Below are 14547 nucleotides of genomic sequence, written 5' to 3' on the forward strand. Positions count from 1 at the left end.
CGCTTTATTGGGGGTGAGACGTTGACGCAATGCGTAGAAACCGCAAAATCTTTGAATCAGCAGGGATTTGCGGTCACGATCGACTATATGGGTGAAAGTACTCGTGACGCTGAGATGGCAGAGCAAGCCACGCAGGAATTTCTCAACGTAATCCAAGCAATCGCCCATCAAAATCTTGACTCATCTATTTCGCTGGACTTATCTCACATTGGCATGGTGATTGATGCCGAGTTAGGGTACAAAAACGCTTGTACGCTTGCTAAAGCTGCACAGAACGAAGGGCTTGAAATGATGATCAGCATGGAAGGAGTCGATCGCACAAACTTGATTTTGGAGATTCATCAACGGTTGTGCGAAACCTTCAACAATGTTGGAATTACCCTTCAGGCATATCTGCATCGAACGCCAGACGATCTGGAACGAGTGCTGCAATATTCGGGCAAAATCCGATTAGTGAAAGGAGCCTATGCCGCGCCTGCCGATCACGCGAAATCTCGTGGTGCAGAGCTTGACGAATCCTATCGTCAGCTAATGGAGAGGCTTTTAACAAGCAGACATCCTTGTTCGATCGCAACGCATGATCCCGCTTTGCTCGATCTGGCTTCACTAGAGCACGCGCATCGACTCATTCAAGAACAGAAAATTGAGCCAGACAAGATTGAATTTGAAATGTTAAAGGGAGTCACCTCAGAGCGATTACAGGCAATGAAAAATTACGGGTATCATACTCGTGTGTACTTGCCTTATGGTCGAGAATGGCATTTGTATTTATGCAATCGTCTAGCTGAGCATCCCCCTAACATTTATCAAGCGATTACTGATGCTATGAAATGTGGATATGGTTAGCTGTAACAGCCATATCGAAATGATCTGCGGCGATCAACTTCAGCCAATCTTTGAACATTTACGTCCTGTTACTTAACATTCATCCTGCAATATGACAACAACTTCAGTACCCGTCCCGACTGCTACAACGGACGCCAAACGCAAAATTTTCGGCATGATTCAAGCGTTTTGGCAAAGTCAATGCCTGTATGTAGCAACGCGATTAGGCATCTTTAATTTGCTGCATGACGAGGGCGCACAGTCGGCAGAAACCTTAGCCGAAAAGACTGATACAAAAGTCGATCGCCTCTATGTCGTTCTGCGAGCATTAGCGCACCTTGACGTGCTAGAAGAACGCGCCGATCGCATCTTCGCCCCGACCGAAGCCTCTGCTTTACTGGTGACGAATCGCGGACCGTCGATCGGGCATTTTGCTATGCACATCACGGAGCCTGTCCAGTGGGATGCCTGGAACCAGCTTGAAGCCGCATTGCACACCGGAGAGGTCGCCTTCGAGCGGGCAAACAACAAGTCGGTGTATGACTTCTGCCAGGATGATCCGTGGAGCGGTGATGTTTTCATTAACGCCATGAGCTTCTTGACCGATCACGCCGTCAACGCGCTGCTGGACGTGTACGACTTCGATCGCTTCCACACGATTATGGATGTTGGCGGCGGACAGGGCGGCTTGATTGGCAGCATCGTCAAACGCTTCGGCTGCAAAGGCATGCTGTTCGATGTACCTTACGTGACGGCGACGGCTCCCGCCTATCTAGAAAAGCTCGGCGTGGCGGCAGACGCGATCGACATTATTCCTGGCGACGTGTTCGAGGCAGTTCCGACTGGGGCAGACGCGATCGTGATGAAATACTTCATCTCCGCCTGGAACGACGACGACGCTCGCATCATCCTGAAAAACTGCCGCGCTGCGCTAGCTCCCCACGGCAAAATTGTTCTTCTGCAAGCGTTTGTGCCGGATCTCGACGAGCCTAAAGTCGCGCCCGATGGCATTATGCCCGGACTGTTTGCCGTGCAAATTATGGTGTCAGTTCCGGGTGGCGCGTGGCGAACTCGTCAGCAGTTCAAGAAGCTGTTTGAAGAGTGCGGCTTCAAGTTAGAAAAACAGGTGGATACGGGCACGAATTTGTCAGCTATGGAATTTGGTTTAGCGTAATGCAAACACAATCGATCGAGACCGATCGCCCGACCTACGCTCCGATTATCATCGCAGGTTTGCTGCTGGGCATCGGCGAAGGCGGCTTCTTTGATGGAATCGTGCTGCACCAGTTGCTTCAGTGGCATCACATGTTTACCAGCGTCGTCACCAAAGAAACGGTTGGCGGTATGGAACTTAACACGCTGGGCGACGGACTGTTCCATGTATTTGACTGGGTGATGACGATCGCCGGAACGATCTCCCTCTGGAGAGCCGGACGCCGCCCCGATGTTGCATGGTCTACTGGCGCGTTTGTTGGCTCGATTTTGATGGGCTTCGGTCTGTTCAATTTGGTCGAAGGCGTGATCGATCACCACATTCTGCAAATCCATCACGTGAGAGCAGGCGCGAATCAATTGGCGTGGGATCTGGGCTTTTTGGCGATCGGGCTGGCGCTGCTGCTCGGCGGTTGGTTGCTCGTGCAGCGATCGCGCTCTCACCCGCCAAGCATTGCGGATTAACTCAAGTGAGAGCCAACACGAGGGAGTCAGGGTTTAGAGAATACGTTCTCTAGGTGTACTGCGCTGAACTTTTTTAATTCATCATCCTTTCCTGATCGATGTCTTGGCACCCGTTCAATCAATACTGTTGGGATTTCTGGTTCGCGTGGCACGAAGGCGTCCTGCATGTGTTTTATCTGCAAGCCGATCGCCTCGTCTGCGCCTACAATCCCGATCGACGGCACAACAACGCCTCGATCGGTCACGCCGTTATGACGCCTTACGGCTGGCAAGAACTTGATCCAGCCAGCCCTGTCCTATCGCGCAGCGAAGACGGTTGGGACAGCTTAGCCATCTGGACAGGCAGCATCATTGCCCATGACGGGCTAAACTACCTGATTTATTCGGCGCGGAAGCGGGGCGATGCGCTGATTGATGCGCCATACGAGCGACGCCTGCCGCAAAATATCGGCATCGCCACTTCCCCAGATTTGCAGCACTGGACGCGCACACCCGCCAGTGAGCACGCTCCTGTGATTCCCAATCCGGGGACGGAGAGCCAATTCGACGGCATCAACTGGCGCGACCCGTATGTGATTCGGGATGAAATCGACGGGCAGTTTTATGCGTTCATCTGCACGCATCTTCAAGCAGAGGGCGCAAATTCTAATGCCGCGATCGCCTTTGCGACTTCTTCTGACCTGGCTAAGTGGAAACCGGACTACGGCATTCTCTACGCCACGCAGGAGTTCTATCTCGCCGAGGTGCCACAGGTTTTCTGGCGGCGGTTTGGCGACTACTGGCGCTTGTATCTAATCTTCAGTCCGCACTGGAGTCCGTTTTTTGCTCAGAAAACACAAGTTGGTGTGACTTACTACGCCCGATCGCAGCCCATCCGAGATCGAGCCAGCGTCCGCTACAGCGCCATCCCTTGGGAAGACGAACCCGCCAACCTGCTGAGCGATGGGCTGTTCGCCGGAAAGCTAATCGACCCGGACACCGTAGAGCATCCCGCGTTCTTCGGCTTCCAGAAAGAAGACCCCGGTGGTCATTTTGTCGGCGGCATTTCTGACCCGCACTGGGTGACGTTCGATGCGGGCGATCGTATGCACCTCAGCCGCACCCATCCGACCTTTCCCTACCTCGCCAAGTGATCATGCAGCTTCATCCGTTTCAGCGTCGGATTCTCGGTCAGCTCGAATTTCTACCCACAGGCGTTTCTGAACTCGTCACCGCTAGTCTGCTAGAGCGGAGTCAGATTCAACTGGGCGATCGCGTTACGGGAATTTTGCGATCGCTGCGTCCGGGACAGCCCATGAACTGGGACCCGTGGATGATCAAAACGGGCGATGTCTACCGTTTGTTCTACCTGCGCGGACTGGAAGGGCAAACTCCCTGGTGGACGGTAAGCCATCTTTGCGGTGCGGTTTCCAAGGATCTGGAAAACTGGCAAGACTTGGGGACGCTGCTGCAACCCGAACCCAGCCATGTGTGGGAATCTGGACGCATCTGCGCCGGATGCACGTATGAGGAAGACGGCACGCTCTACCTGTTCTACTCGGCAGGCGGAAAAGTCATGCCAGAGTTGCGGAATGAGGCGATCGCCCTTGCCACTTCCACGGATGGCATTTATTGGCAGCGTCAACTCGATGGCTTTCCGCTGATTCCCGACGCGCAACCCTGGTACGATCGCTGCAACCTGACCCAGCATTTCCACTGGCGCGACCCTTACCTGTTCAAAGACCCACAGGATGGACGCTACTATCTGTTTACCTGCGCCAGTTCCAAGACGCCGGGAAACTTTCAGGGTTGTGTTGGGCTGGCGGTTGCCGATCGCGCTGCTGGACCCTATCGCCTGCTGCCGCCTGTGGCTGCGGCGACTCCCGAAACGGCGGCGGATTGGGCGTACTACCACATGGAGCGTCCGCAGGTGTTCTTCCGCGACGGCAAATATCACTTGTTTTTCTCGTGCTTTCGCGTGTTTCTGAATCCTCGCTGGCTGTCGAACGTCGATGCGCGGCGCGTAACGAATTCCTCACTGTACTGGTATGTGTCCGATCGAGTGACGGGTCCGTTTGTGCCTGCACTTCCGGGTGAGTCAATCGTTCCAGGCAGCGATCGTACGGGGCTTTATGGCGCGAATTTGCTGCCAACCAATCAGCCTGAAGAGTTCATTGTCTATGGTTGGTACCATCGACTGCACGCGCTGGAGGTTTCTGACACGTTTCGGTTGCGCTGGACGGAAAAGTCAATCTCGGTCAGGCGGAGCAACGAAGCAAAGACTGCTGTGTCCAAACAATCTTCAAAATCTTAGGGAGTTACATTACAAGCTGGCTTTCTGAGTCCGTCTAAAAACTCTAAGGTTGTATTCGTCCAGCGCAAGAGGACCAAAATTCAGCGCTGCATTTCTTCTTGGTTTCATGCCTTCACCAGAGTCATACCACTGCCCTCCTAGTGCAGCTTTAGCCTTTTTTAAACCATCAGGCTGAATGAATAAAACAGAGATTCTGTCTCGATCGCTGTCCGATAATGCTGGTAGATGCGATGGTAAAAACACTTCGTCGGCTCTTTTCTTTACAACAAAATACGAACCAAAATTGCAGTATGCCCAATCCTCGCTTTTGACTGTTCGTTCAGCCAGTAGTTCCATAGCCTCATAGTTCTTCCCATTCATGCTTAGGGAAGAGGCTGTCAGAAACAACGGTAAACCTACAAGGCATACAAAGACTAATGTGAACAATGATCGTAGACCGATCTTCTTACCATCTAACAGAACTGAGGATAAACAAATAATCAAGGGAAGATATAACATCCAGCCGTAGTAGGTTGGAAACTTACCTAAAGCGTAAAAGAGTCCGGGAATAAATATGCTTGCAACTACCCCAAAAGAGATTTTAGAATTTGAGCAAGGACCTTTTTTTCTAAGGTAATAAACAAAGGCTCCTATGATTAGAGAGATTGCAGCAATCAGGCTAGGATCATAAGGAACTTTGTTCTTAAACAAGGACTGCTCTAAATTCGATTTCTCATAATCAACCGAGGTAATAAAGCTAGTCCAGCTGTCATGGAATGAGTAGAAACTATATAAAATGACAGCCCCAATAAATAATCCAATTACTAAACATAAAAATTCTTTGAAGAACGATTTCTTAAGATATATAATTCCTAAACACCCAGCTACAAGAACATAAATCACTAAATAAAGACCAGTAAGTAGTAGCAGGATGCTAAGACAGGTTAAACAGATTCTACGGATATAGGAAACTTGAATCGAGTAACTAAAGATGGCGATCGTGATGAGAAATATCGCTAAACAGTCCGGGCGTGCAGAGCGATAGCAAAAGCTAATTCCATAACCTGAAAGTAGTAAAGTGATTAAAACGAACCTACCACGTGCTGATGTGACTAAACCTAGTCTGATTACAGCGATCCACAACACTGCCGCAGCCCCAGTAATCAGAATGTAGTTTAATGACCTAACTGCTGCAAGACTGAACCCAAAAAATCTCATCCATAGAGATAGAAGAAAAGGATAAAGAGGCGGATAGCCAGCCCACAATTCATTTCTACTGATGGTCGGCCAAGCGCTGGACGTAAATCCCTTACCAAGATACAAATTGACAGCAGGATCAACAAACATCACTTCATCCTGCCATGCTGATGGAAAAATAGAGGCTGTTGTGAGATTAAGCAGCAGAAAGCAAGTAAGTAAAACAGCCATTAAAGATATTTCAACGGCGGGATTTACATGAAAGACAAAATAGTTTTTTCGCAAATTGCCTGCTTTTGCTTCAAGCAGATGGTTAATTTTTTGACCAATCCGAGTTGGACTCAGCATTTTCATAAACTGCAATACTCCTACGGTAGGAATGCAAATTGATTTCTGAGAATTAGGGAAGTTGAAGCCGCACTTGGCACAAAATAAAATGTCAGCGAACCGAGAAAGGCTCAAACTGGATTAATACTGTGATGAATAGCTGGTAGGAGCACCCTAGGTTCGATTCCTGCACGTATTTCAAATCACGAACTTGAAGGATGCGCTTTGGTTGGCTGAGTAACTAAATCAGACAGAGCGCTTACAACTAAGCGAATTGGCTCTTATTCTGACCGTCAGAGAACAGCTGTATTGAAGCTCACTCGCCTAGGAAGTACAAGGCACAGTTGTAAACCTAGCTGTATCTTCATAAAACAAGACTTTACGCGAAGGTACTCTCTGTAATTGTCTTTTTGTACGGTTTGGATAATGAGTACTATCTGGCTTTGTTGTCTTGTGCTTCCATGTGTTTCTAAATCCCTACTGCTACGGAACTGCGGCGAGTAGCGAATTTCTCAATATACTGTTATCTGTTCGATCGCGTCGTGGGTCTACTGTGGCGATTTTAGTAGGGCGATCGAAACAGCGCTACTGAGCCGCCACAAACAGTTGAGCAGGTGTGAAGTTGAGTTCTCCAAGCTGAGGTGAGCCGATGCGATCGCTTCCTTGAAGCGTGCCGACTTCGCGGTAGCTAGTTCCAGCTAGCTCTAGCACCAGTAGCGTTTGCTGCTGCGGATCAATAATCCAGTATTCGGGAATCGATCGATCTTGGTACTGATTGCGCTTGGCGATGTAGTCTCTGTCGCGCTGCAATTCTCCAGGGCTAACGACTTCCATAACCAGAAGCGGAGGAGCCATACCGAGGCGAATGGTGTTGCGCCGCCTGAGAAGCTGAATGTGTTCTTCTCGAATAATCGTTAGGTCAGGGTAGCGGTTCTTTGGCTCTCCGCGCACTTCCAGTTCTAAGCCGTGTCCTCTGACTCGATCGGTGCCAAGCAACAGCGCAAATTGCAGAAATAGACGATTGGCGATTTGAACGTTTTCACCGGATTCTGGCGGCACCTCGATTAGCTCTCCATTGAACAACTCGTACAGGTTGTCGGTTCCGTCGTCGTAGGACAGATACTCTTCAAAGCTCAAGAACCGCTGTTTGGCTTGGGTCATGGTGCATTGCTCAGAGGGGTTGATCGCGCTACTTCTATTCTAAAAATCGATTTGACTGCTCACGTTTCGGCGCTGCGCTGCACTTGCTCGTCCCAGTCTGCTAGCAGCCGCCGAATTTCAAGTTCTTCTTCGTCCAGTTGTCGCAACTCCTGTTGCAAAATCTCCTTCAAAAAAGCACGGTAGCATCTGTAATGGCTAAACAAGAACGAAACTTAAATTAGGCCTTGGCTTTCTGCGTTGAACTGAGTTATTCCTGATCGATTTCAAACCGTGAAATCCCCGTGCTTGGGTAATAGTGGCTCAAAATTTGCTGGTACGTGTAACCCTGCTTCGCTAAGTCGTACGCGCCTAGCTGACTCATACCGCGACCCGCAAACGCCTCCGCCACAATTTCATCAGACGCCGCATAGAGCGATTCCACCACGCCGCCTCGGTAGCTGACAAACTCGCCTGCAGTTGCATCCACCGCGCTTCGGATTGTGTCAGCCTCCCGCTCAATGCCGCCATAGACCTGAAACCGTTCCGTATTGTCCAGATGGTAAAGCGAGGTCGCAGGGCGAAAGTAATATACCAAGGCGTAGGACCGCGCCGCGATCGCCTGCGCTTTCAGGGCGGCAGTGCTCCAGTTTGGCGAGACCTCACTAGCCACAACGCTGTGCAAATAGCGCCGCAAATCCACATAGTTCACCGCCCAAAGACTGCCACCCTCCGCCACCAGCAGCAGTCGTCCGCGATACGAGCGATCGCCCACATACAGTAGGCCGCCCACCCCCGGTTCCACCCAGACGATCGCGGGCAGATCCAGCGACCCGATCGCCAGTGCAGCACCGCTGGCAGCAACCGGATAGCGAGATCCAGTCGATAACTGACCAACGCGCTTGCCGTTTTTGTCCAGCAATTCTGCTCCCGACGACGCTCCTAGCGACAGACTCGGCACTCCCTGCGCGATCGCCACATGCATCTCCACAAACGAGTCCACCGAAGGAGCCGCCGCCTCAAACGCAGCGATCGCTCGCTGATTCATTGCTTTCTGTTCAGCCGTCAGCGGTGCTCTCGGACTCGGAAGCGCTTTGGCTGATGGTTTGGCTGATGGTTTGGGCGTTGGTTTTGGAGTCGGCGTGGACGATGCCGCAGGCGGAACGGGAGATGGGGGAGCTGCCGCGATCGGCGTCGCTTGGGGGGTTGGCGACGTGTAAACGTGTCCCAGCAGCAGCGCGCCAGACAGGGACACCAGAAACAACGGCAGCAGCAGCCACGGATTCCGAAACCAGTTGACGAGTCGTTGCTTCATAACCTAGTTCTGATGAGTTCGCTAGCAGCGATTAGCAGACAGCTACAGTCCATTTCTGCTGATCAGGATGCGACGTGGCGATCGCTCTGTCAATTCCTTTCCTATTTTGTCTTCTACTACTCCATTAGCGCTGAAAAATCGAGGTATGGTTGCAGACTAACCATTGATGCAATAGGGGAGATCATGAGCGTCACGGGTTCCTCAGTAACGGTTGAAGATTTCATGAAACAAGCCGCGGCCCACGCCGAAGATGGCGATTACGTGGGGGCGATCGAAAGCTACACTCGCGCGATTGAGTGTGATCCAACGTTTGCCAGAGCCTATGGCAATCGGGGAATGGTGCGATCGAACTTGGGCGATCGACGCGGTGCTGTAGAAGATTGGCAAAAGGCGGCAGAGCTGTTTTTGGCTCAGCGCAGCATGGCAAATTATGAGATGGCGCTGAGCTATCTGAGGAAAATGCAGGCGTAGCGCCGCAAAATTCGCTTAGAATCGCTGTTGGGCGCGCGTTCGCGCTCATCCTGTTTGTCATGCTCTACCAAACTGAAAAATCGATCGCAATTGCGGCAGTCGTTGCCGCTGCTGCTTTGTGCGAACAGGTGCGGTCACATCGTCCGCCTGACGCGATTACGAAGTCCGACCGTAGCCCTGTGACGATCGCGGATTTCGGTGCCCAAGCGCTGATTTGTCATGCCATCGCCCAAGCGTTTCCAACAGACGCGATCGTCGCCGAAGAAAATGCTACCCTGCTGCGTCAGCCCGAAATGGGCGACGTGTTGCAGCAGGTGACATCCGTCGTGCAATCGCAGAATCCCGATGCGACCCCAGACGCCGTTTTAGATTGGATTGATCGAGGAACTGGCTCAGTTAGTCCCCGCTTTTGGACGCTGGACCCGATCGACGGCACCAAAGGTTTTTTGCGCGGCGGTCAGTATGCAGTTGCGCTGGCTCTGATTGAAGCCGGAACCGTACAGCTTGGCGTCATGGCATGTCCCGCGCTGGAGGTAGACGGCGATCGTGGGGTGGTGTTTGTGGCGGTGCGTGGACAGGGCACAATTCGACTGCATGGAGGTGCCACAAAGCCGCTGCGGGTGAATCAGTCGCCGTCCACGGGTAAATCCCGCGTTGTGGAAAGCGTGGAAGCCAGCCACGGCAATCGATCGCGCCAGCATCAGATTGCTGAGGCGCTCGGACTCACCGATCCCCCCGTGCAGTTAGACAGCTTGGCGAAGTACGGCATTGTGGCGCAGGGCGACGCTGCCCTCTACCTCCGTCTGCCTTGGAGCCGCACCCCTGACTACCGAGAGAATATTTGGGACCACGCGGCGGGGGCGATCGTGGTTGAAGAAGCAGGTGGGCGCGTTAGCGATATGGACGGCAAACCGCTAGAGTTCTCCAAAAGCCCTAAACTGCTGCACAACCGAGGCATCGTTGCCAGCAATGGCAGTATTCACGATGCTGTCCTTGCCGCCATCCAGCGTACCGACTCCCTCGATTAGCTGGATCGTTGGCGTTTTCGCACGCTGTGTCTAGCAGCTACGAAGCTAGAAGACCAATCTGGGCAAGACGAGTTTTCTTGTAGGAACACATTCGTCGTTGCCTGAAAGTGCGATCGCCTCTCGCTGTGATTGAGTTTCATTGCCTTAGATAACTTATCAGACGGGAGATTGGGCTGCTAGTTTCTTGGCTGAAGTTTACGCAGACGTTGCTTACCCTACATTCTCGACTAATTCCAGAACGGTAAATTTCTTTCTGCCCGAAGTTTCCTTTCTTCTGCTGAGTTGAGCAACACAAGGCATAAATCTTGTCCTTGTGTGTTGAAAGACACAAACTGATATCCTGTTGTGCTAATCAATTCATTCACTTCATTTAAAAGATTTATGTCGATCCAATCTCTATTACTAGTGAGATTGATTCTCTGTTGTTTCCCAAAAAGTTGCATCCCTATGGAAATAATATCCTCAGAAAAAGACCATTTTTCACTGACGTTTACAGGTAGGAAAATTCTTCTAGAAATATTGCTCCATTCCTCCAATATACGAACATAAATATTACCTCTAGGGAAAATACCATACTCCATATCGCGCCACCACACACGTTTAATATCCCAACTAAGTAAATATAAATCACTCAAGATGTCGTCTATATCAAAGTTAGGCAGAAAAACCTCAATAATGTTTCCTTGAAGATGCGCTCCAACTTCTTGCGCTAGCTCCAAGTTGGATAAAGCACTAAGATCTTGAAAGAAGTCCAGCTTTCTATAATAATCAATTGTTGTTAACAGCCAATCCTGAACCTCATCAGAAAGCTCGTCAAATATACTCGAACCTGATACAGGTTCTAATATAGAATTATTCAAGTTTTCCTTAAGAAACTTCTCAAAGCAATCTTTCGACTTAAAAGCAACTACCCCTTCTGAAAAGGCTGTTACAATTTTGTCGTTCTTCAGCTGAAAAACTGCTGTTCCCCACATACTGGATAAGTCAGCAAGTTGTTGTGCTCTCATCGATAATGCTTGTAAGGCTTCTTGAATTTCAACTTTGGAATCAAGGTAATAGATTTCAAGTTCCTCATTCATTATTCACTTGTTTACCTACCGCTAACAGCAACATCATTCTAGCTCGTTGTCTTGAATCTCAAATATCAAACAATAAGTGAGGGTGAGCATTGCCCACCCTACTAGCTGACATCCTACTACTTAGATCAGCTCAAACAGGAGAAATTCATCGCCAACCTGAGCATTATTGTATCTCTCTAGCTGCATATCAAAAGCTTTAAGGAAGCGGTATTGAAGCGCGAAATTTGTTTCATAAAAATCACGAAAATTCAGAAAAGCTTCATCAATACTGCATCCAAATAGTTGAGTGATAAACTGAGGTTTTCCAGCAACAGCAAAAAATTCATTTTCTAAGGCAACAATTATCCATTCTGACTTCAAGCTTCCAGTAAATAGAACTGAACAGAAAGGGTGTATTATTCTAGCAACTTCATTCACAGCATCATTAGTAGGAGGCACTTCACACACGTAGCCTAAATCGTTCTCGTCCCAGGAAGATAGAATGATGTATGCAGGTTCTTGACTTGATTTTATTAATGTTTCTAAGTTAGAAAGAATTGCTGAATCCTCAAATAGCATATTGCCCGGAGCAGCAATCCAGCCATTTAATTTTATGATAGACAAGCTTACATCTCCTCCTGACTTAGGTTGCAAGTGAAATGCAGGACTTAAGCTGTTATGAATTCTATTAACTTCTCCTAAGTTTTCAATCGGTATTAAATGATCTAAGGGAAAGAGAAACATATTCATAGCCCATTGGGGGTGGCAGCTAAAAACAACATGCTGTGTGGTGCTTCAAGAAATGGGATCATGGGGAGCGCTCATTTAAGCCAGCGACTTTACTCTAGTCTTTCGTTGAAGATATGTCGAACCACCTGCAGCGCGAGCGAGGCAATTTCCATTTGTGCAAATCTAAGCAAGAGTTGCAGAAAAACACAGATGATCTGTGTAGGAACTGGGTGCCAAGCCATCTGTATAATTGGCACAGAGAGTAATATCTTTGTAACCGTTCTCTTGTAGGCACATAACAAATTCTTCTCTACCAAACCAGTGCAGCGGAAGTGGCTGCAATTCGGTTGCAACTAAGGCTCCGTTGCTCCATTTCTCATATCGAATTAAGGTATATTCAACTTGTTCAAGCCAGTCGATCGACGATGACGTTTGTATCAAGATGATTGAACCATCTAGGCATTCAATGGGATGCCGCTGTTTTATCAGGTTCTCGGCTTTGAATGAGTCGATCGGTAACTCTAAATCGATGAAAATTTGACCGTTAGGTTCTAAATGCTTAGCAAATGCTTGTAAGGCAGCGATCGCGGTCGAGCGTTTCCCCAACAGCATAAATGACCCAAACGCAACGACAATAGCGCTAAATTTTCCGGGGAGATCCAGTGTCTCAATTGCTCCCCGATGAAGAACAGGATTTAGATTTCGTTCTGCACAGTTCCGTTGACAGACTGCCAGCATTTCTGGCGATGCATCAATGCCCTCTACGTGTAGTCCTGCCTTTAATAAAGGAATGAGCAATCGCCCAGTTCCAACCATTGCTTCCAGGATTCTTCCATCAATTTGGGCGAGCTTCTGAGTGTAATACGGGACATCCAGGTAAGTCCCCTCGATCGGCTTCGTGATGTTATAGGCTTCCGTACATAACGCGCCGTAGGCTGTTAGCGTCATACGCTGGTTCGTTTACTCCGTGATTAATGCCTGATTTAGCCTTGACAGGCTCCTTAACGATATAACTAATAACGAACAGCAATTAGCTTCTACGACTCCCGCTAATGACTCGCAAACGATTCATCATTGAAATGGGCATGGGGATTGACCAGCACGGTCAGGAACCCACGATCGCGGCTGCTCGTGCAGTTCGCAACGCGATCGCTCACAACGCGCTTCCGGGAATTTGGGAGGTTGCAGGGCTGGACAACCCTGACCAGATGATCGTGGAAGTACAAGTCGGGGTGCCCTATCCAGAACAGGTGCGGGAAGCAGATGTGCTAGCTGTGCTTCCCTTCGGGCGCAAATCGCTCATGGTTGAAGCAGGGGGCATGGTAGTTCAGGGCAGAGCGATCGCCGCTCTTGATGACAAGAATGATGAAATGCTAATTGCAGTGGCGGCAGTGACGGTATGGGTAGAGAGTTAATTGTTCGTCAGATTCACAAAATATTCACCCTGCGTTGATTAATGATTTTTCAAGATGATAGGCTATGCGGCTTCTCTGGTCTGTTCTTTCAGGATTCGGAACAGCCAACATTTAGGCAGGAATGGATCACCGCAGAGATGCTTGATTACTCTCTTGAAAGTCTCAGACAAGTTGACGATTTTCTCCTACGCGTTCGTCATGAGCAAGCATCTCAAGATGAATGGGCACGAATGATATTGCGTTGTGGAGCCTATGTTGGCGAAGTAATTCGGCGCAATTGCCGAACAGTTGATTATCACTGGCTTGGCTATGATGATGCAGTTAAGGTGAACTCAAGCATTGCCGAGTTTGGAAAAAGTATTGGTACGATATTTGCTTTGTATTACGCACCGGAGACGGTTTGCTTTCCCTTAGGTCGAATCGAAAAGTTCTTGCAGCTAGGAAGCGAAAATAGCGTCTTTGATTTTGCGGAAGTCATGCTTAGCCGAGCGATCGCCGTTCCATCACCAAATGCAGCCGAATCGCTCTACCAACACGCGCAACAGCAATGGGCAGAAGCTATTGATTTGTCCCTTTACGATGACGAAGAAATTATCCTTGGAACTACTCCACTTCTAGAATCAGCACTCAATAGTGATCCAAATCATGTTCCTTCCCTCACCCTTCTAAGCGAATTACTCATTATGTTAAAGGCTTACGAAGAGGCAAAAGATTTAGTATATAAACTGCGAGCAATAGAACCTGAAAATGAAATTCATTCGACAAAGCAGCAATTATTAGAAGGGTTGGACCGCTCGGATTTTGAGCAGCGCTTTCGACTTGAATGCTGGGTATTAGAGAAATGGAGAACTATCGACAACTGGTCGTAGTGTGTGAACTCTCGTTGACTGACAAATCGTTTGCTGAAATTGCTGAAGACCTCTCCCTAATCCTCTCTATCCATTACGCAAAAGTGGGCGGAAGCTTTATCAAGCTTAGGCTTTAGCCGCAAGTTGTGCTCCTTGAAGTAAGTGATGCAATACTCCCATCCCTCGCCACAACGTTTTCAAGCCCGGCTCACCGTCTGCCGTACGAGCTAGAAAACCTCCAAGTTGAG

General features: G+C 49.3%; 16 protein-coding genes. 9 read left to right on the forward strand and 7 right to left on the reverse strand.

The window, feature by feature from the left end:
• Positions 1-21: 21 nt before the first annotated feature.
• The 5 genes from H6F43_RS07010 to H6F43_RS07030 all read left to right on the forward strand — a co-directional run bounded on the left by H6F43_RS07010 (position 22) and on the right by H6F43_RS07030 (position 4795).
• On the forward strand, positions 22-846 hold the full coding sequence (locus H6F43_RS07010) for a proline dehydrogenase family protein (protein WP_277879891.1): 825 nt from the start codon (positions 22-24) through the stop codon (positions 844-846).
• Between the two features lie 91 nt (positions 847-937).
• Positions 938-1999, forward strand: coding sequence for a methyltransferase (locus tag H6F43_RS07015; RefSeq protein ID WP_199290188.1), 1062 nt, complete (start codon positions 938-940; stop codon positions 1997-1999).
• Positions 1999-2502, forward strand: a complete 504-nt coding sequence (locus tag H6F43_RS07020) for a DUF2243 domain-containing protein (RefSeq protein WP_190342022.1) — start codon at positions 1999-2001, stop codon at positions 2500-2502. Before H6F43_RS07015 ends, H6F43_RS07020 begins: the two co-directional genes overlap by 1 nt.
• 98 nt (positions 2503-2600) lie before the next feature.
• Complete coding sequence (locus tag H6F43_RS07025; RefSeq protein ID WP_190342024.1) at positions 2601-3635, forward strand: hypothetical protein; 1035 nt, start codon at positions 2601-2603, stop codon at positions 3633-3635.
• A 2-nt stretch (positions 3636-3637) separates the two neighbouring features.
• Positions 3638-4795 carry a family 43 glycosylhydrolase gene (locus H6F43_RS07030; RefSeq protein ID WP_190342026.1) on the forward strand — a complete coding sequence of 386 codons (1158 nt, stop codon included), beginning with the start codon at positions 3638-3640 and terminating at the stop codon, positions 4793-4795.
• Between the two features lie 9 nt (positions 4796-4804).
• Here the strand turns inward: H6F43_RS07030 and H6F43_RS07035 are convergent, their stop codons facing one another.
• The 3 genes from H6F43_RS07035 to H6F43_RS07045 all read right to left on the reverse strand — a co-directional run bounded on the left by H6F43_RS07035 (position 4805) and on the right by H6F43_RS07045 (position 8750).
• Positions 4805-6325 (reverse strand): hypothetical protein, encoded by a 1521-nt coding sequence (locus H6F43_RS07035; protein ID WP_190342027.1) that lies wholly within the window; start codon positions 6323-6325, stop codon positions 4805-4807.
• Between the two features lie 558 nt (positions 6326-6883).
• Positions 6884-7459 (reverse strand): Uma2 family endonuclease, encoded by a 576-nt coding sequence (locus tag H6F43_RS07040; protein ID WP_190342029.1) that lies wholly within the window; start codon positions 7457-7459, stop codon positions 6884-6886.
• Positions 7460-7706: 247 nt separating this feature from the next.
• On the reverse strand, positions 7707-8750 hold the full coding sequence (locus H6F43_RS07045; protein WP_190342032.1) for a SpoIID/LytB domain-containing protein: 1044 nt from the start codon (positions 8748-8750) through the stop codon (positions 7707-7709).
• 222 nt (positions 8751-8972) lie between these two features.
• Between H6F43_RS07045 and H6F43_RS07050 the strand changes: the two genes are divergently transcribed.
• Positions 8973-9221 carry a tetratricopeptide repeat protein gene (locus H6F43_RS07050; RefSeq protein ID WP_190342034.1) on the forward strand — a complete coding sequence of 83 codons (249 nt, stop codon included), beginning with the start codon at positions 8973-8975 and terminating at the stop codon, positions 9219-9221.
• Positions 9222-9280: 59 nt separating this feature from the next.
• Positions 9281-10249 carry a 3'(2'),5'-bisphosphate nucleotidase gene (locus tag H6F43_RS07055; RefSeq protein WP_190342036.1) on the forward strand — a complete coding sequence of 323 codons (969 nt, stop codon included), beginning with the start codon at positions 9281-9283 and terminating at the stop codon, positions 10247-10249.
• A 227-nt stretch (positions 10250-10476) separates the two neighbouring features.
• On the opposite strand, the gene H6F43_RS07060 is transcribed toward H6F43_RS07055, so the two are convergent.
• The 3 genes from H6F43_RS07060 to H6F43_RS07070 form a co-directional block, all read right to left on the reverse strand.
• Positions 10477-11328, reverse strand: a complete 852-nt coding sequence (locus tag H6F43_RS07060; RefSeq protein ID WP_190342038.1) for a hypothetical protein — start codon at positions 11326-11328, stop codon at positions 10477-10479.
• A 120-nt stretch (positions 11329-11448) separates the two neighbouring features.
• Positions 11449-12057 carry a hypothetical protein gene (locus H6F43_RS07065; protein WP_190342040.1) on the reverse strand — a complete coding sequence of 203 codons (609 nt, stop codon included), beginning with the start codon at positions 12055-12057 and terminating at the stop codon, positions 11449-11451.
• 162 nt (positions 12058-12219) lie between these two features.
• Positions 12220-12984 carry a class I SAM-dependent methyltransferase gene (locus H6F43_RS07070; RefSeq protein WP_190342042.1) on the reverse strand — a complete coding sequence of 255 codons (765 nt, stop codon included), beginning with the start codon at positions 12982-12984 and terminating at the stop codon, positions 12220-12222.
• A gap of 104 nt (positions 12985-13088) precedes the next feature.
• Between H6F43_RS07070 and H6F43_RS07075 the strand changes: the two genes are divergently transcribed.
• Together H6F43_RS07075 and H6F43_RS07080 are read left to right on the forward strand one after the other, a co-directional pair.
• Positions 13089-13451, forward strand: coding sequence for a Lin0512 family protein (locus H6F43_RS07075; RefSeq protein WP_190342043.1), 363 nt, complete (start codon positions 13089-13091; stop codon positions 13449-13451).
• Positions 13452-13492: 41 nt separating this feature from the next.
• Positions 13493-14320, forward strand: coding sequence for a tetratricopeptide repeat protein (locus H6F43_RS07080; RefSeq protein ID WP_190342046.1), 828 nt, complete (start codon positions 13493-13495; stop codon positions 14318-14320).
• Between the two features lie 105 nt (positions 14321-14425).
• Here the strand turns inward: H6F43_RS07080 and H6F43_RS23035 are convergent.
• A partial coding sequence (locus H6F43_RS23035) for an IS4 family transposase (protein WP_190342048.1) occupies positions 14426-14547 on the reverse strand: 122 nt, incomplete at its 5' end.

This window comes from Leptolyngbya sp. FACHB-36 (assembly GCF_014695955.1).
Classification (GTDB): Bacteria; Cyanobacteriota; Cyanobacteriia; order Leptolyngbyales; family Leptolyngbyaceae; genus FACHB-36.